General features: G+C 65.9%; 17 protein-coding genes. 9 read left to right on the forward strand and 8 right to left on the reverse strand.

Annotation, left to right across the window (positions count from 1 at the left end; translation table 11 throughout):
- Positions 1-2 precede the first annotated feature (2 nt).
- The 3 genes from CEY05_RS15375 to rsmB are packed head-to-tail and all read right to left on the reverse strand — an operon-like array spanning position 3 to position 4,408.
- The gene (locus CEY05_RS15375) at positions 3-2,357 is read right to left on the reverse strand and encodes an ATP-binding protein (RefSeq protein WP_088599153.1); all 2,355 of its coding nucleotides are present in this window, start codon (positions 2,355-2,357) and stop codon (positions 3-5) included.
- Complete coding sequence (locus CEY05_RS15380; RefSeq protein ID WP_198952804.1) at positions 2,354-2,959, reverse strand: DUF4390 domain-containing protein; 606 nt, start codon at positions 2,957-2,959, stop codon at positions 2,354-2,356. Before CEY05_RS15380 ends, CEY05_RS15375 begins: the two co-directional genes overlap by 4 nt.
- Positions 2,960-2,977: 18 nt before the next feature.
- Positions 2,978-4,408 (reverse strand): 16S rRNA (cytosine(967)-C(5))-methyltransferase RsmB, encoded by a 1,431-nt coding sequence (rsmB, locus tag CEY05_RS15385; RefSeq protein ID WP_088599154.1) that lies wholly within the window; start codon positions 4,406-4,408, stop codon positions 2,978-2,980.
- Between the two features lie 260 nt (positions 4,409-4,668).
- Here rsmB and CEY05_RS15390 point away from each other — a divergent pair, with 260 nt between their 5' ends.
- From CEY05_RS15390 to rimO, 4 genes are all read left to right on the forward strand, one after another.
- Positions 4,669-5,031, forward strand: coding sequence for a hypothetical protein (locus CEY05_RS15390; RefSeq protein WP_088599155.1), 363 nt, complete (start codon positions 4,669-4,671; stop codon positions 5,029-5,031).
- Positions 5,032-5,112: 81 nt separating this feature from the next.
- A complete protein-coding gene (locus tag CEY05_RS15395) occupies positions 5,113-5,562 on the forward strand; it encodes a PA2169 family four-helix-bundle protein (RefSeq protein WP_088599156.1) in 450 nt (149 codons plus the stop codon).
- 201 nt (positions 5,563-5,763) lie between these two features.
- The gene (locus CEY05_RS15400; RefSeq protein ID WP_088599157.1) at positions 5,764-6,015 is read left to right on the forward strand and encodes a DNA-binding transcriptional regulator; all 252 of its coding nucleotides are present in this window, start codon (positions 5,764-5,766) and stop codon (positions 6,013-6,015) included.
- A 61-nt stretch (positions 6,016-6,076) separates the two neighbouring features.
- Positions 6,077-7,573 carry a 30S ribosomal protein S12 methylthiotransferase RimO gene (rimO, locus tag CEY05_RS15405; RefSeq protein ID WP_255407767.1) on the forward strand — a complete coding sequence of 499 codons (1,497 nt, stop codon included), beginning with the start codon at positions 6,077-6,079 and terminating at the stop codon, positions 7,571-7,573.
- A 102-nt stretch (positions 7,574-7,675) separates the two neighbouring features.
- On the opposite strand, the gene CEY05_RS15410 is transcribed toward rimO, so the two are convergent.
- Positions 7,676-8,224, reverse strand: coding sequence for a bacterioferritin (locus CEY05_RS15410; RefSeq protein ID WP_088599158.1), 549 nt, complete (start codon positions 8,222-8,224; stop codon positions 7,676-7,678).
- Between the two features lie 253 nt (positions 8,225-8,477).
- Here CEY05_RS15410 and CEY05_RS15415 point away from each other — a divergent pair, with 253 nt between their 5' ends.
- From CEY05_RS15415 to CEY05_RS15425, 3 genes are all read left to right on the forward strand, one after another.
- Positions 8,478-9,059 (forward strand): TIGR00730 family Rossman fold protein, encoded by a 582-nt coding sequence (locus CEY05_RS15415; RefSeq protein ID WP_088599159.1) that lies wholly within the window; start codon positions 8,478-8,480, stop codon positions 9,057-9,059.
- Complete coding sequence (locus CEY05_RS15420; RefSeq protein ID WP_198952784.1) at positions 9,056-9,610, forward strand: hypothetical protein; 555 nt, start codon at positions 9,056-9,058, stop codon at positions 9,608-9,610. Before CEY05_RS15415 ends, CEY05_RS15420 begins: the two co-directional genes overlap by 4 nt.
- A gap of 92 nt (positions 9,611-9,702) precedes the next feature.
- Positions 9,703-10,329, forward strand: coding sequence for a pyridoxamine 5'-phosphate oxidase family protein (locus CEY05_RS15425; RefSeq protein WP_088599161.1), 627 nt, complete (start codon positions 9,703-9,705; stop codon positions 10,327-10,329).
- An 83-nt stretch (positions 10,330-10,412) separates the two neighbouring features.
- On the opposite strand, the gene fmt is transcribed toward CEY05_RS15425, so the two are convergent.
- Entirely contained in the window at positions 10,413-11,348 is a 936-nt protein-coding gene (fmt, locus tag CEY05_RS15430) for a methionyl-tRNA formyltransferase (RefSeq protein ID WP_088599162.1), read from the reverse strand.
- Positions 11,349-11,350: 2 nt separating this feature from the next.
- Positions 11,351-11,863 carry a peptide deformylase gene (gene def, locus CEY05_RS15435; protein ID WP_088599163.1) on the reverse strand — a complete coding sequence of 171 codons (513 nt, stop codon included), beginning with the start codon at positions 11,861-11,863 and terminating at the stop codon, positions 11,351-11,353.
- Positions 11,864-12,056: 193 nt separating this feature from the next.
- Here def and dprA point away from each other — a divergent pair, with 193 nt between their 5' ends.
- Entirely contained in the window at positions 12,057-13,322 is a 1,266-nt protein-coding gene (gene dprA, locus CEY05_RS15440) for a DNA-processing protein DprA (protein WP_088599164.1), read from the forward strand.
- A 46-nt stretch (positions 13,323-13,368) separates the two neighbouring features.
- Positions 13,369-14,277, forward strand: a complete 909-nt coding sequence (locus tag CEY05_RS15445; protein WP_088599165.1) for a hydroxymethylglutaryl-CoA lyase — start codon at positions 13,369-13,371, stop codon at positions 14,275-14,277.
- On the opposite strand, the gene CEY05_RS15450 is transcribed toward CEY05_RS15445, so the two are convergent.
- Both CEY05_RS15450 and CEY05_RS15455 read right to left on the reverse strand, forming a co-directional pair.
- Positions 14,274-15,305 (reverse strand): amino acid ABC transporter substrate-binding protein, encoded by a 1,032-nt coding sequence (locus CEY05_RS15450; RefSeq protein WP_088599166.1) that lies wholly within the window; start codon positions 15,303-15,305, stop codon positions 14,274-14,276. The genes CEY05_RS15445 and CEY05_RS15450 overlap by 4 nt on opposite strands.
- Before the next feature lie 153 nt (positions 15,306-15,458).
- The gene (locus CEY05_RS15455) at positions 15,459-16,730 is read right to left on the reverse strand and encodes a phenylacetate--CoA ligase family protein (RefSeq protein ID WP_088599167.1); all 1,272 of its coding nucleotides are present in this window, start codon (positions 16,728-16,730) and stop codon (positions 15,459-15,461) included.
- Position 16,731: the final 1 nt, after the last annotated feature.

Below are 16,731 nucleotides of genomic sequence, written 5' to 3' on the forward strand. Positions count from 1 at the left end.
ACCTATTGCGTAGCCGCATTATCCTGTTGTTGTGCGGATGCGTCCAGAGTATCAACCGCGCCCGCCAGACGGGTCAATAGTATAGAAATACGCGCCCCGCCCTCGCGGCGATTCGCCAAGTCGATACGTCCGCCGTGTTCTTCCACGATTTTGCGAACGATCGCCAATCCTAACCCAGTACCGTGCGACTTGGTTGTCACGTATGGTTCGAAGGCACGCTGCATGACCTGCTGCGAGAAGCCCGGACCGGTGTCGGACACGGTGAAACGCAGCGCTCGATGCTCCACGCCTTCGCTCTGCGGGGCCTGCGTCAGCTGGGTCGAAACGCGCACCCGGCCCTCGCCTTGCCCTGCGATCGCATCACGCGCATTGGCCAGGAGATTATGGATGACCTGGCGCAATTGCGTTGGATCGCCCTCGATGGCGGGCAGGTCCGACGCCAGGTCCACCTCCAGGTTGAGCGAGTTGACGTGGTCACGTACCAGCCCTTCCACAGGATCCCAACCATACAACGACAGCACGTCGGAGACCAGCGCATTGAAGTCGATACGCTGCATCACGGCGGGCGGCGTGCGGGCGAATTCGCGGAAATCATCGACCATGTGCTTCAGCGAACTGACCTGGTTGACGATGGTATTGGTGGAGCGTTCCAGCATCTGGCGGTCGGCCGGCTGCAGGCGATCGGCCAGTTTCATGGCCAGGCGCTCGGCCGACAGCTGGATGGGCGTCAGCGGATTTTTGATTTCATGCGCGAGGCGGCGCGCCACCTCGCCCCAGGCCACGGTGCGGTTGGCGGACATCAATTCGGTGATGTCGTCGAAGACCACCAGATAGCCGTTGCCGCGGCCGTCCACGCGCAGATGGGTGCCGCGGGCGAGCAGGGTCAGCGATTGTCCGTGCGAGGACTGCGCCACGGGGAACGCGTGGGAAGCCCCGGCGGCGCCCGCGTTATCCATCTGCACCGGCTGGATTTCGAATTGCTGCTGCCAGTGCTGGCGTTCCGAGCCCACCGCCGCATGGGCCGCGAAGGCCTGGCGCACCACCTGTGCGAAGGGCAGCATGCCGTCTATGGTTTCCAGCGGGCGGCCGATGACCGAGCGCAGATCGCTCTGCAGAATGGTCTGCGCACCCTGGTTGACCGTCGTCACGCGGAACGCTTCGTCGAACACCAACACGCCGGAAGACAGGTTGGACAGCACGCTTTCCAGGTAGACGTTGGAACGTTCCAGCTGCTGGCGATTGCTTTCCACCATGCGGCGAGCCTCGTCCAGCTGGCGCGTCATGGCGTTGAACGAGCGGGTCAGCTGGCCCACTTCGTCGCGTTCGGGCGGCTCCGGCAGCGGGCGATAGTCGCCCACGCCCACCGCCTGGGTGCCGGCCGCCAGCCGCAGCAGCGGGCGCACCAGGCGCTTGGACAGCGACAACGCCACGGCAATGGCGGTGAACACCGACACCAGCAGGGCCAGGGTCAGCGTGATGCCGTACAGCTTGCGCAGGCCCAGCCGCGACAGGGCCAGTTCCTGGTAATCGCGGAAGCCCTGCTGCACCAGGTTGGCGTTGTGCGCGATCTGGTCCGGCACAGGCTGCAGCAGCTGCAGCCAGCGTGGTTCGGCCGAAGCGCCCAGCAGGCCGTCGAAGCGTTCATTGGGCAGCAGCGGGATGACCACCCGCAGGTGCAGCGCGCCGCCGCTCTCGGACTGCACCGGGTCGTCGGCTTCGGCGGCCGAGTAGCCACGCGACAGGCGCAGCTGGTTGAGCACCGTGGACGGCGGCAGCGCAGGCATCAGTTGCCCGTACTGGTTGGTCGAGAAGGCGATCATGCGGCCGGAGCCGGTGAAGACCATGGCCTCCTGCACGCCGTTGGCTTCGCGCAGGCGGGTCAGGGTCAAGGCGATATTGCTGTCGCTGGCGCGATTCAGCTCGGTGGTCATGGACCGGGCCCGCGCATCCAGATCCGCCAGCAGGGAATCGAGCGCGGCGCGGCCCAGGTTCAAGCCCGCTTCCAGGGCGGAATCGACCCGCACGTTGAACCAGGACTCGATGGAGCGCGACATGAACTGCACCGACAAGGTGTAGATCAATGCGCCGGGAACCACGCCTATGAGAGTGAAGGCCAGGGCGAAGCGGGCGGTCAGGCGCGCCCCGAACTGGCGCCGGCGGATCTGCCGTACCAGCTTGACGGTAAGGGCCAGCACCCAGGCGAACAGGGCCAGCGCCACCACGCCGTTGAGCAGCAGCAGGGCATCGTAATAGCGGGCAAAGCGGGAGGCATTGCCGGTGGACCAGGCCAGCAGGCCCAGCAGCAGCACACCCGCCAACGCGCCTGCGACCAAGGCGAAGCGCAGTAGTTTTCTCATCGGTCCCGATTCCCTTCATCGGCGATGGCGAACTCGAAACCCGCCCAGGGCGTGGACAGGGTCCAGGAGCTGCTGTTCAAGGCGTTGACCTGGAAAGGCCGCGCCAGCATCGAGGTATCCAGGCGCAGGCGCAACTGGCCTTCGTATTTGACCCCGGGCTTGAAATCGCCCGCATCGGCCACGGCCCACCCGCGAATGTGACGGATCATGTCCATGGCGTCGTCCAGGGACCGCACGGGCAGCGACAATTCGCCGACGCCGGCGCGCCATTGCCGGGTCAGCGCGTTGTAGACGATACGCCAGGTCATGCTGGTGTCGGCGACGGTGCTGTCCAGCCACCACCAGCGCGAGCGGGTGATGGTGATGTCGGCGGTGAAATACAGCGGCAGGCCTCGTTCGGCCGCCTCGCGCAACTGGTCGTTGAGCTTGATGTCGATATCGGCGTCGATTTCGACGCGGCCGTTGCGCAGCGCCGGGTCGATGCGCACCACGGTGGGTTCGGATGCCATGCTGTCACCGCTCCACGGCAACAGCGTGAACAGGCAGACCAGGGCCAGGAGCAGTCGCGGTAGGAGGGGCATACGGAACATTTGCGCGGCGATGCCGATATTCTTGGCGATTCAGGAGGCCTTGGCAAACAGGGCATAGAAAAAGCCGTCGCGCTGGGCTCCGGGTGTTGTATCCATCGCCACGGGCAGCAGCTGGCCGGGGGCGTCCAGGCGGCGGGCATCGGGGTGGCGGGTCAGGAACGCAGCCGCCTGGCGCTCGTTTTCCTCGGGAAAGATCGAGCAGGTGACGTACAGCAGGCGCCCGCCCGGCGCCACGGTGGTCCACAGCGCGTCGACGATGCGGGTCTGCAGCTTGACCGTGCGCGGTACGTCGTCGGCCCGGCGCAGCCAGCGGATGTCGGGGTGGCGCCGCACGATGCCGGACGCCGTGCAGGGCACGTCGGCCAGCACCGCGTCGAAGGGCACGCCGTCCCACCATTCGGCCAGATCGGCCGCGTCGGCACGGCGCAGGACGGTGTCGGGACGGCGCACGTCCAGGCGTTCCAGGTTCTCACGCACCCGCTGCAGGCGGACGCCGTCGGCGTCCAGCGCGGTCAGGCTGACATCGGCCAGTTCCAGCAGATGAGCGGTCTTGCCGCCCGGGGCGGCGCAGGCATCCAGCACCCGTTCGCCGTCGCGCACGGCCAGCAGCGGCACTGCCAGCTGGGCGCCGGCGTCCTGCACCGACCACCAGCCCTGGTCGTAGCCGGGCAATTGCGCCACCGGGCGCGGCTGGGCCAGCGCCAGGCCGTCGCTGCCGCTGGGCTCGGCGGCGATGCCGGCGGCGGCGAACGCGGCCAGCACCTGCTCGCGGGTGGCGCGGCGGCGATTGACGCGCAGGGTCAGGGGGGCGGGCACGTTGGCTGCGGCCAGCAGTTGCTGCCAGTCAGCCGGATAGGCGGACCGTATCTTGTCGACCCACCATTGGGGGTGGTTCCAGCGCCCTTCCACGGTTTTGGCGGCCTGAGCCAGCAGGCCGGCCGGATCACGCAGGAAACCGCGCAGGCAGCCATTGACCAGGCCCTTGAAGGGCAGCAGGCGGCGCATGCTGTCGGCGGCCTTCACGGCCTGGTCGACGACGGTATGGGAGGTGTAGATGGGCGCGCTGCTGTCGGGCAAGCGGGTGCCGACAGCCGGCGCTGAGGTCGTAGCTGCCGTAGCTGCCGTGGTGGCCGGCGTTGCGGAATCGGCAGCGGCGGCTGCGCCTGCGGCGCTCGCCGCGGGCAGCAGCAGCGTCAGGCTCACTTGCAGCAGCGCATCCACCAGCGGTTCGGGCGGATCGCGCGGCACCAGCAGCCGGCGCAGCGCGCGCGCCGTGCCCAGATGGCGCATCGTGTGGAAGGACAGGGCCTGGGTACCGGCGCGGAATTCTGCCGGCACCTGCGCGATGGCGTCGGTCATCGAGCGCCCGGCCTGCACGGCGCGGACCACCTCGGCACTTTCCAGCAGCAGGTCATGCAGAGGAGCGCTGGGACGGGACGAGGCAGGAGGAGATGAGGACATGGCGAATCGCGGACGCAAAGATCCGTATGGTACCCCGGCGGGCATCCGGCGGCGTCACTGCAGGGTCGCGGCAATGGATGGGGGAAAGGAGAGAAAGGAGGGAAAGGAGCAGGAAGGGTCGGGCAAGGTATCGGACGAGGCATCAGCTCAGGCACGACGGTTGCTTAATGGACCGGCGTGTGGCGCGAGCCACCTGATTATTCAAGCGGCCGGAAATGCCGAGGGGGCTTTCCGGTGGCGCTTGATCAAAGGAGAATCAAATGAAGAACTTCAAACCTGCTTTTGCTGCTGCCATTTTCAGCCTGACCGCCCTGTCGTTCGGTGCGCATGCGCAGACCGCAACCACCGACAAAGACATCGACGCCCACTACAAGACGGAGCAGAAGCGCTGCGACGCCATGAAGGGCAATGACAAGGATGTGTGCGAACAGCAGGCCAAGGCCACGCGCGACAAGTCCAAGGCCGACCTGAAGGAAAACAAGGAACAGGCCAAGGCCGGCCGCGATGCCAGCAAGACCAAGATGGACGCCGACTACAAGGTAGCGAAGGAAAAGTGCGACGCCATGTCTGGTGATGCCAAGGACACCTGCGTTGCCAACGCCAAGAAGCAGTACCACCAATAAGAATACGGCTGGAGCCGAGGCGGACGTCGATATCGCGTCCGCCGTTTATTTGTCGTAGACCCATATTCCCAGGAGACAGCCATGGCTGACCACATCGTCAAAGTACTGAACGACCTGATTGAAACTTCGAAGAACGGCGAGAAGGGATTTGCCAAAGCCGCTGAGGACACCAAGACCGCGGAGCTGAAGGCCCTGTTTGAAAGCCGTGCGCGCGACTGCGCCACGGGTGCGGGCGAGCTTCAGGCCATCGTTCGCCAACTGGGCGGCGATCCCGCGACGGGTGGCACGGTTGCCGGTGCGATGCACCGCGGCTGGACCGAACTCAAGTCCACCGTCACCGGCCGCAGCGACGCCGCCATCCTTGAAGAATGCGAACGCGGCGAGGACCATGCAAAGGCGCAATATACCGATGCGCTGAAGGAACAGCTGACGCCTGACGTCCGCGCGGTAGTGGAACGCCAGTACCAAGGCGTACTGCGCAACCACGACCAGATCCGCGACCTGCGCAATCGCTTCAAAGCAGCGCACTGAGCGCACATTGAGCTGTTACCTGGCGCCGCTCGCGCCTATGCAGCCCAGCCCCGCCTCGCGCGGGGCTTTTCTTTTCAAGGTGCTGGAACTTCGGTACGGCAATGCCGTATAATTCCGGCCCATCCCCGTTGTCCGATCCGGAACGGCGGCCTGAAACAGGGTGGTGGCGTCGTGCCGCCGAGCCCGTGAATCGATCGAGTCATGAAGAAAGTAGCCCCGCCGGCATGTTCCGGCCGGTGGCAGGCGTCGCATATCAGCGAGGCGCGTAGCCGTGTCGGCTTGCCCCAAGCGGATTTCGCGGAGTTGCTGGGGGTCAGTGTGCGTACCCTGCAGGATTGGGAGCAAGGACGGCGCAATCCCTCCGGCGCGGCCAAGACACTGCTGCAGGTGGCAATACTCCATCCGGAAACCCTGCGCGACCTGCCCCGCTGGCACGCGGACGAATCTGCCTGAATGTACGAATGAATATCTGCCGCACGGCGCCTGCCGCTGCGCGAACCTACGGTGAAATAGATTGGAAATCCTGGAAAAATCCCGGCCCGGCGCGAGTGCCGATAACGCTTCCGGCAATGCTGCTGCGATCAACGCAGGTGGCAATGGCGGTGACATCGGCAAGATCGGCAACAACGGCGGTGCTAATGGCGGCCAGGGCGGCGGGGGCGGCAATGACGGCCAGAGCGGCCGTACCCCGCGTGTCGGCTTCGTCAGCCTGGGCTGTCCGAAGGCGCTCGTGGACTCCGAGCGCATCCTCACGCAACTGCGCACCGAAGGCTACGAAGTCACGCCTTCCTATGACGACGCCGACGTGGTGGTGGTCAACACCTGTGGCTTCATCGACAGCGCCAAGGCCGAATCGCTGGACGCCATCGGCGAAGCCATCGCCGAAAACGGCAAGGTCATCGTGACGGGCTGCATGGGCGTCGAAGAAGCCGTCATCCGCAACGTGCACCCCAGCGTCCTGGCCGTCACCGGTCCGCAGCAGTACGAACAAGTGGTGCGCGCCGTGCACAGCGCCGCGCCGCCCAAGGCCAACCACAATCCCTACCTGGACCTGGTGCCCCCGCAAGGCGTCAAGCTGACGCCGCGCCACTACGCCTACCTGAAGATCTCGGAAGGCTGTAATCACCGCTGCAGCTTCTGCATCATCCCGTCCATGCGCGGCGACCTGGTCAGCCGCCCGGTGGGCGACGTGCTGAACGAGGCCGAGCGCCTGGTCAAGGCCGGCGTCAAGGAACTGCTGGTGATCTCGCAAGACACCAGCGCCTACGGCGTCGACGTCAAATACCGCAGCGGCTTCTGGAACGGCCGCCCGGTGAAGACCCGCATGACCGAGCTGTGCGCGGCCCTGTCGGACCTGGGCGTGTGGACGCGCCTGCACTACGTCTATCCGTATCCGCACGTCGACGAAGTGATCCCGCTGATGGCCGAGGGCAAGATCCTGCCGTATCTGGACATCCCCTTCCAGCACGCCAGCCCGCGCGTGCTCAAGCTGATGAAGCGCCCGGCCTTCGAAGACAAGACGATGGCACGCATCAAGCGCTGGCGCGAAGCCTGTCCGGACCTGACGTTGCGCTCCACCTTCATCGTCGGCTTCCCCGGCGAAACCGAAGAGGACTTCCAATACCTGCTGGACTGGATGACCGAAGCGCAGCTGGATCGCGTGGGCTGTTTCCAGTATTCGCCGGTGGAAGGCGCGCCCGCCAACGCGCTGGAAGGCCACGTACCCGATGAAGTGAAGCAGGAACGTTGGGAACGTTTCATGGCGCATCAGCAGGCGATTTCCGCCCAGCGCCTGCTGGCCAAGGTAGGTCGTGAAATCGACGTGCTGATCGACGAAGTCGACGAAGACGGCGCCGTCGGCCGCAGCAGCGCCGACGCACCGGAAATCGACGGCAGCGTCTACCTGTCGTCGGACCGCGACCTGAAGCCGGGCGACATGGTGCGCGCGGTAGTCACCGATGCGGACGAATACGATCTGTGGGCCGACGAAGTCGATACGCCGCGCGCGTAACTCGAAACGCCCGGCTGGCCGCACCTGATCGAATCAACACGAAATGCGCGCCACGGTTCTCCGTGGCGCGCATTTTTTTTCTACGCTACCCCTGATACGCTATCAGCCCAGGAAGTCCGCCAGGTCGTCGGCGTGTTCTTCCTCGACGGCCAGGATCTGCTCCAGCAGGCGGCGCGTCGTGGGATCCTTGTCGCCGATGTACTGCACCATCTGCTTGTAGCTGTCGATGGCGATACGTTCAGCGATCAGGTTTTCCTTGATCATGTCTTCCAGCGTGTTGGCCTCGACATATTCGGAATGGCTGAGCTTGCTCAGGCGGTCCGGATTCAAGTCGGGCGCACCACCCAATTGCACGATGCGTTCAGCCAGGCTGTCGGCGTGCTGCTGCTCTTCGGTCGCATGCTCGGCAAACTCGGCGGCGACCGGCTCGGCGTTCATGCCGCGGGCCATGAAGAAGTGGCGCTTGTAGCGCAGCACACAGACCACCTCGGTGGCCAATGCTTCATTGAGCAGCTTGAGCACCGTCTCACGATCCGCTTGATAGCTATCGGTGATGGCGCCGTCCTCGATATCCTGGCGCGCCTTCTTGCGTATGGCCTCGACATCCATATCGAACTTGCCGTTGTCGGCCGAACGGGTGGGCATATCCATGGCGTACTCTCCTGATCGCGTTGCAGTGAATGGAACGGCGTCCTGCGACGCCGTTTCCGCGGATTTCCCGGTAATTTCCAGCTGCCCTGTTGAGCAGATAAGGGAAAGCCGGACCGCTGTGTGTGGACCTCCTACGCAAGCCCCGTGCCGCGGGTCGGTTGCCCCTGGCAGGACCAATTGAAAATATGCGTAAACTATCCCGCTTGCCCCGGGCGCGAACCGCCCGGCCCGGCCGACCATTTCCGACGTATCCATGGCACTTGAAAATATCTGCGTGTATCTGGGCTCGAACTCGGGCCGCCAGCCTGTCTATGTGGAACAAGCCGCCGCCTTCGGCCGCGAGCTCGCCCGGCGCGGGCTGGGCCTGGTCTATGGCGGCGCCCGCGCCGGCACCATGGGCGTACTGGCCGATGCCGTCCTGGCCGCGGGTGGCCGCGTCATCGGCGTGATTCCGGAATCGCTGGTAGCGAAGGAAATGGCCCACGCGGGCCTGACCGAACAACATATCGTCGGCTCCATGCATGAGCGCAAGACCATGATGGTGCAACGCGCCGATGGTTTCGTCGCGCTGCCCGGCGGCGCCGGCACGTTCGAGGAAATCTTCGAGACGTGGACGTGGGCGCAGTTGGGCATGCATAAGAAGCCTTGCGGTTTGCTCAATATCGCGGGCTTCTACGACAAGCTGGCCCAGTTCCTGGACCATGCCAAAGAGGAAGCCTTCATGCGCCCCGAACATCGCGCGATGCTGATGGTGGACAGCGATCCGGGCAAGCTGCTGGACCGCTTCGCGCATTACACCGCACCCACCGTTTCCAAATGGATCAGCCGCCCATGACCCGCCCGCAACCCACCAGCGAAGCGCTGCTGCGCGATTACTTTCACGGCAAGGACGAGAACCGTCCGCTCTACATCGCGCGCGCCTTCGCGCCGGATGCGCGGCTGCGCATGATCCTGAAGACCCAGGCCATCGCCTTTCCCTCCGAGGTCGAAGGCGCGCCCGGCATCGCCGACACGCTGGTGCGCAAGTTCGGCCAGACCTACGAGAACGTGTACACCTTCTATCTGGCTCGCCCGACCGCCGGCGCGCGGCTGGACCAGTTCGCCTGCGACTGGATGGTGGCCATGACCGACAAGACCAGCGGCCAGGTGCGCGTGGGTTGCGGCAGCTATGACTGGCACTTCCAGGCCGATCCGCACCTGGTGCGTGAACTGGCCATCACCATCGATGCCATGGAGGTGTTGCCGGCCGAGACGGCGGGCGCGGTGTTCGACTGGATCACGGCGCTGCCCTACCCCTGGACGGACCGCGCCGCCATCAGCGCCGGCGCTCCCGCACTGGCGGCGCTGCGTCCGGTCCTGGCGTACTTGAACCGGGCCGATGCGTAGCGCAACGGCGTGCCGCGCGCAGGTGTTGCGCGGGCACGGACACGAACACTGCCACTGAGCACTGAAACGAAGCGAAGCGAGACGAACCGATCATGAAAGTCGCTGAAGCCCACCGCATTGCCGATCTGGACACCTTGGCTGCCCTGTACGGGAAACCCAGCGAAGCGTCGCTGTTGAAAGAAACGCCGTATATCCATCCGCACTACCGCGCTTTCATCGAGGCGGCGCCCTTCATGGCGCTGGCCACCAGCGGCCCCCGCGGCCTGGACGTCTCGCCGCGCGGCGATCCGGCGGGCTTCGTCACCATCGAAGATGAACAGACGTTGCTGCTGCCGGACCGCCGCGGCAACAATCGGGTCGACAGCCTGCGCAACGTCATCGCCGATCCGCGTGTGGCGCTGCTATTCCTGGTGCCGGGCGTGGGCGAGACCTTGCGCGTGAACGGACGGGCGGATATCAGCATCGATCCCGCACTGCTGGCGCGCTTCGAAGTGGATGGCAAGGCGCCGCGCTCGGTCCTGGTGGTGCATGTGGAGACCGTCTTCTTCCAATGCTCGCGTGCCCTGGTGCGTTCGCGCTTGTGGGATCCGGCCACGCAGATCGATCGCGCGGCCCTGCCCAGCACAGGCAAGATCATCAGCGACATCAGCAAGAACGGCTTCGACGGCGAAGCCTACGACAAGGCATTGCCGGACCGGGTCCAGCAGACGCTGTATTGATCGCGACGGGCCGGGTTCTCGAGGGAATTCGGGAAATAGAGGCGGGACCGGGTCCCGGCGCGGCTCGGCGCCGTAGCCCCGGCTCAGGGCTGCCAGCCGCGTACGAAGACGTCGACGGGTTGGCGCTTGCCGCCGGCTTTCTGCAATTCCAGCAGACGCAGGATGCCGTCGGCGGTGGCGATATCCACACCTTCCGGCCCGGCATGCAGCACCGTACCGAGCGTGGCGTTGGCCGTCTGCGCCGGCACCGCGCAGGCGCGCCATACCTTCACGGGATCATCCAGGCCCGGCAGGCGCGCGGTAGCGCCAGGCACGGGATTGAAGGCGCGCACTCGACGGGCCAGCAGTGCAGCCGTTTGCGTGAAATCCAGCGCCGCTTCGGCCTTGTCCAGCTTGGCGGCATAGGTCACGCCGTCTTCGGGCTGCGGTTCGGCGCGTAGCGTGGAAAGTTGCGCCAACGCTTGCACGATGGCCTGCGCGCCGGCGTCCGCCAGCGCGTCATGCAACTCGGCCGCGTTCTGTTCAGCGCCTATCGTCACGGGATGCACCAGCAACATGGCGCCGGTATCCAGGCCCTCATCCATCTGCATGATGGTCACGCCGGTACGTTCGTCGCCGGCCTCGATGGCACGCTGGATGGGGGCCGCCCCGCGCCAGCGCGGCAGCAGGCTGGCGTGGATATTCAAGCAGCCGGCAGCGGGCAATTGCAGCACCCAGGTTGGCAGGATCAGGCCATAGGCGGCCACCACCATCACGTCCGGCGCCACGGCCAGCAACTGTTCGCGGGCTTGCGCGGCTTCATCGGGATAGCGCCCGTCCAGGCGCAGGCTGCGCGGCTGGGCCACCGGAATGCCGGCGGCCAGGGCAGCCTGCTTGACGGGGCTGGGCGTCAGCTTCAGCCCGCGTCCGGCCGGACGGTCGGGCTGGGTCAGGACCAGCGGTACCTCATGGCCCGCCGCCAGGATGGCGTCCAGGGCGAGGCGGGCGAATTCAGGAGTACCGGCGAAGACGACGCGCATGGTCAGGCCCGCAGCGCTTCGCGCTCGGCCTTGCGCAGCTTGGTCTTGATGCGGTTCTGCTTGAGGAAGGACAGGTATTCGACGAAGACCTTGCCGTCCAGGTGATCCAGTTCGTGCTGTACGCAGACGGCCAGCAGGCCGTCGGCTTCCATCTCATAGGGCTTGCCGTCGACGCCCAGGGCCTTGAAGCGGATGCGCGCGGCGCGTTCGACTTCGTCGTAGATTTCCGGGACGGACAGGCAGCCTTCTTCGTAGGTCTTGCGCTCTTCGCTCTTCCAGGTGATCTCCGGGTTGATCAGCACCAGCAACTGGTTGCCTTCCTCGGAAACGTCGATGGTCACCACGCGCTCGTGCACATCGACCTGGGTGGCGGCCAAGCCCACCCCTGGGGCGGCGTACATGGTTTCGGCCATGTCGCGCACCAGCGTGCGGATGCGTTCGTCCACTTCCGCCACCGGCTTGGCCTTCTTGTGCAAACGCGGGTCGGGATAACGAAGGATATTGAGCAATGCCATGACGTATTCCTGCCGCGGGGTCACTGCGGCAGGACGGAGTAGAGTGTGGGAATCCCGTAATGATAAATCATCAATGGCTTGATTTCTAATAGTTATCGGCTAAGTTGGGGATAAAGGGGACGGAAGAAACCAGCCCTGCGCGATTCGGTCACGGTGGTGCTGGGGCGCCCGGCTCATCGTGGGACACTGAGTCATGCCTCTTGTCCACGATCCTGGAGAACTCTTCGCCTGGCTGCGCCTGTCGCTGGAGCCCGGGTTGAACCCGGCCGATGCCTACGCCTTGCTCGGCGCCGTGGGCTTGCCGCAGCATCTGTACACCCACCCGGTCGCTGAACTGGCGCAATGGGTACCCGGACCGCTGGCCCGGCAGCTGGCCGCGCGGCCCGTTCCCGCATTGGCCGCGCGCATCGCGGCGGCGCTGGATTGGGTGCGCCACCCGGACCACCACCTGCTGTGCCTGGCCGACCCGGCCTATCCCCGCCGCCTGCTGGAAGTCGGTGACCCGCCGCTGTTGCTGTACGTGCATGGCGATCCGTCCTTGTTGTCCAGACCGTCGCTGGCCGTCGTCGGGGCACGCAACGCCAGCCTCGACGGCCGCGAAAACGCCCACGCCTTCGCCCAGCACCTGGCGGCACAGGGCTGGTGCATCGTCAGCGGCATGGCTGCCGGTATCGATGCCGCCGCCCATGAAGGCGCTCTGGATGCCGGCCGGCCGAGCGGTGGCGGCACGGTCGCCGTGCTGGGGACGGGCATAGACCTGGTGTATCCCTCGCATCACCAGGCCCTGGCAGGACGCATTGCCCAGGCCGGCGCCCTGGTCAGCGAGTTTGCGCTGGGTACCCCCGCCCTGCCCCACCACTTCCCCCGCCGCAACCGCGTGGTGGCCGGACTGGTCCGTGGCGTACTGGTGGTGGAAGCCGCCAGCCGCAGCGGCTCCCTGATCACCGCGCGGCTGGCCGGCGAATACGGCCGCGAGGTATTCGCCATTCCGGGCTCCATCCATTCGCCCCTGGCGCGTGGGTGCCATGCCCTGATCCGCCAGGGCGCCAAGCTGGTGGAGTGCGCCCAGGACATCACGGACGAGCTGCAAGGCCTTCAGCCGGACAACCCGCACGGCCAGGGTCAGAGTAATGCACCACCGCGAGACAGCGATGAACCGGGGGCGCTTCGACGGCCCGCGTGCGAGGCAGGGAACCCCAGGCGCGCAGACGGCTCGAACACAGGCGGGGACACGGCCGGTGAAGCCGCTGAATCATCCGGCCCGTCAACGGCTGCACTACTGGCCTGCCTGGGCCACGAGCCCGTGCATCGCGAAGTGCTGCTGCGACGGAGCGGCCTGCGCAGCGCCGACCTCGACACCGCCCTGCTGCGGCTGGAACTGGCCGGCCTGGTGGCGCGCCGTGAGAGTGGGTACTTCCAACGCCTCCCCCTCAAATCCACGGCGCGCCGCAAGGACTAAAATCCGCGGCAGGAGTCAACGAACAGCACCAAGAACAGGAATCACCATGCCCTTGCCCGAACGCGTCAAAATCGTCGAAGTCTCGCCCCGCGACGGTTTGCAAAACGAGAAAGCCTTCATCTCCACCGACATCAAGATCGAACTGGTGAATCGCCTGGCCGCCGCCGGCTTCCAGAATGTCGAAGCGGCGTCGTTCGTGTCGCCCAAATGGGTACCGCAGATGGCGGACGGAGCCGAGGTGATGGCCGGTATCGAACGCAAGCCGGGCGTCATCTATTCCGTCCTGACCCCCAATATGAAAGGCTTCGATGCGGCCCTGGCGGCCAAGGCCGATGAAGTCGTCATCTTCGGCGCCGCCAGCGAAGCGTTTTCCCAGAAGAACATCAACTGCTCCATCGCCGAATCGATCGCCCGCTTCGAACCCGTGGCCGAAGCGGCCAAGGCCGCCGGCCTGCGCCTGCGCGGCTCCATCAGCACCGCGCTGGGCTGCCCCTACCAGGGCGAAGTGCCCGTGGCGGCGGTGGTCGACGTCGCGCAACGCTACCTGGCCCTGGGCTGCGACGAGATCGACGTGTCCGACACCATCGGCGTGGGCACGCCGGCGCGAGTGCGCGAAGTGATGCGCGCGGTCACCGCCAAGGTGGACCCGGCGCGTGTTTCCGGCCACTTCCATGACACCTACGGCCAGGCGGTCGCCAACATCCTGGCGGCCCTGGAAACCGGCATCTCCATCTTCCATACCTCGGTCGCCGGGCTGGGCGGCTGCCCCTACGCCAAGGGCGCCACCGGCAACGTGGCAGCGGAAGACGTGCTGTACATGCTGCGCGGCCTGGACATCGAAACGGGCATCGATTTCGATGCTGTCGTCGACATCGGGCAATGGATCTCCGGCCACCTGGACCGCAAATCCGCCAGCCGGGCAGGCAATGCCATTGCGGCCAGCCGCGCGGCTTAGCGGATCGGCAGCGCGTACATCAGGCCGCCCTTGTTCCATTGCGCATTGAGGCCGCGCTGGATTTTCAAGGGGCTGCCCTGGCCGACATTACGCTCGAAGCTCTCACCGTAATTGCCGACCTGCTTGATGATGTTGTAGGCCCATTTGTCGTCCACCCCCATGTTCTTGCCCGCGCCTGGAATCACACCCAGGATGCGCTGGATATTGGGGTTCTCGCTCTTGAGCTGCTGTTCGACGTTGGCCGACGTCACGCCATATTCCTCCGCCTCGATCATGGCCGACAACGACCAGGACACGATGTTCAGCCAGTTGTCGTCACCCTGGCGCACGAAGGGCCCCAGCGGCTCCTTGGAAATGATTTCCGGCAGCACCACGTAATCGTCCGGCTTCGCCAGCTTGGAGATGCGGATCGAGGCCAGGCCCGACGCATCCGTGCTGAACACGTCGCAGCGGCCCGCCACGAAAGCGTTGACGACCTCGTTGAACTGGTCGATCACCACTGGCTTGTATTCGACCTTGTTGGCCCGTGCCCAATCGGCCAGGGTATTCTCGTTCGAGGTGCCGGCCTGCAGGCAGATGGTGGCGCCGTTCAATTCCTTGGCGCTCTTGACGTTGAGCGACTTGGGCACCAGGAAGCCCTGGCCGTCGTAGAAATTGATGCCGGCATGGACCAGGCCCAGGGCCGTGTCGCGCTGCTGCGTGACCGAGGTATTGCGGGCCAGCAGATCGACTTCGCCGGATTGCAGGGCGGTGAAGCGCTGCTGCGAATTCAGGGGCACGACCTTGAACTTGGTGGCATCGCCGAACACGGTGGCGGCCACGGCCCGGCACATGTCGACGTCCAGGCCCTTCCAGTTACCTTGGGCATCCGGCGCCGAGAAGCCGGCGAAACCCGTGGTGGTGCCGCACAGCAGCGTGCCGCGATGGCGCACCACGTCCAGGGTCTTGCCTTGTTCCGGGGCGGCTTGCGCCGTGTGGGCAGCGCCGGCCAGGACGGCGGCGCCGATGACGGCCTTGACGATACGCATGATGAGTCCTTTTATGCAGTTCGGGCGGGGTTTCGGGGGAGCCACGAAACACCGGAGCATAAGCTTAGCGCGTCAGATGGCATTCGGTTAATGACCCGGGGCAATAAGCTCACGCCTGGCCCTGCAAGTCCGCCCACCTCTGCAAGAAGACCCTCAATCGTAAGACCGCGCGTCCTCGATGACCTTGCCGTCATTGGGCAGGCTGCCCGGTACGCACAGCTCGACCTCGGCCCGCAACTTGGTGACGTCGCGCACCGACTCCGCCACGGCACCCGCCAGTTGCGCCGATGCCGGCATCCCGGCAACCTCGACCCGCAGCACCATGCGGTCGGCCCCCGTCGCGCCGGTAACCACCAGCCGGCCCCGACGCACCTGCGGATGGCGCCGCAATATCTCCGCCACCTGCGACGGGTGCACGAACAAGCCCCGCACCTTGGTGGTCTGGTCGGCCCGTCCCATCCAGCCGCGCAGGCGCAGATTCGTGCGGCCGCAGGGCGACTGGCCGGGCAGTACCGCCGACAGGTCGCCGGTGCCGAAACGCACCAGGGGATAGTCCGGGTTCAGCGTGGTCACCACCACTTCACCGACCTCGCCTTCCTCGACCGGATCGCCCGTGCCGGGACGCACGATCTCGACAATGATGTCCTCGCCCACCACCAGGCCTTCGCGCGCCTCGGTCTCGAAGGCGATCAGCCCCAGGTCGGCGCTGCCGTAGGCCTGGTAACCCTGCACCCCGCGCGCCGACAGCCAGTCGCGCAACGAGGGCGGGAACGCCTCGCCGGAAACCAGGGCGCGCCGCAGGGTGTCCAGCTTTACCCCCAGCTCCTCGGCCTTTTCCAGGATGATCTTGAGGAAGCTGGGCGTACCCGTATAGCCGCTGGGACCAAGGTCGCGGATGGCCATGACCTGCTGCTCGGTCTGCCCGGTACCGCCAGGAAAAACCGTGCAACCCACGGCGTGGGCGGCGGTCTCCATCATGGAGCCGGCCGGCGTGAAGTGATAGGAAAAGCAGTTATAGGTCAGATGGCCTTCGCGAAACCCGGCTGCATACAGCGCGCGGCCGAAGCGCCAGTAATCGCGGCGCGCGCTTTCCGGTTCGTAGATGGGACCGGGCGATGCGAACACCCGCAGCGCCTGGCCCCATCCCAGGGCCGCGTAGCCACCGAAGACCTTTTCCGCATCGACCGGACCGGGCGCCGCGCGACTGCGCTGCTGGCCTTCCAGCAATTCGTGCTTGCGCAAGACGGGCAGCGCCGCCAGCGCGGCGCGCGAGGTCACGGCGGCGGCATCGACGCCAGCCAGTTGCCGTGCCAAGGCGGGGGCGTGCGCTTGTGCATGCGTGATGGCCGCCGGCAAAGCGGCCAAAAGGGCCTGCTCACGCTGCTCGGGCGCGCGCGTCTCCAGGCCATCGAAGAAAGTGGACATA

This window comes from Achromobacter sp. HZ34, assembly GCF_002209485.1.
Classification (GTDB): Bacteria; Pseudomonadota; Gammaproteobacteria; order Burkholderiales; family Burkholderiaceae_B; genus Bordetella_C.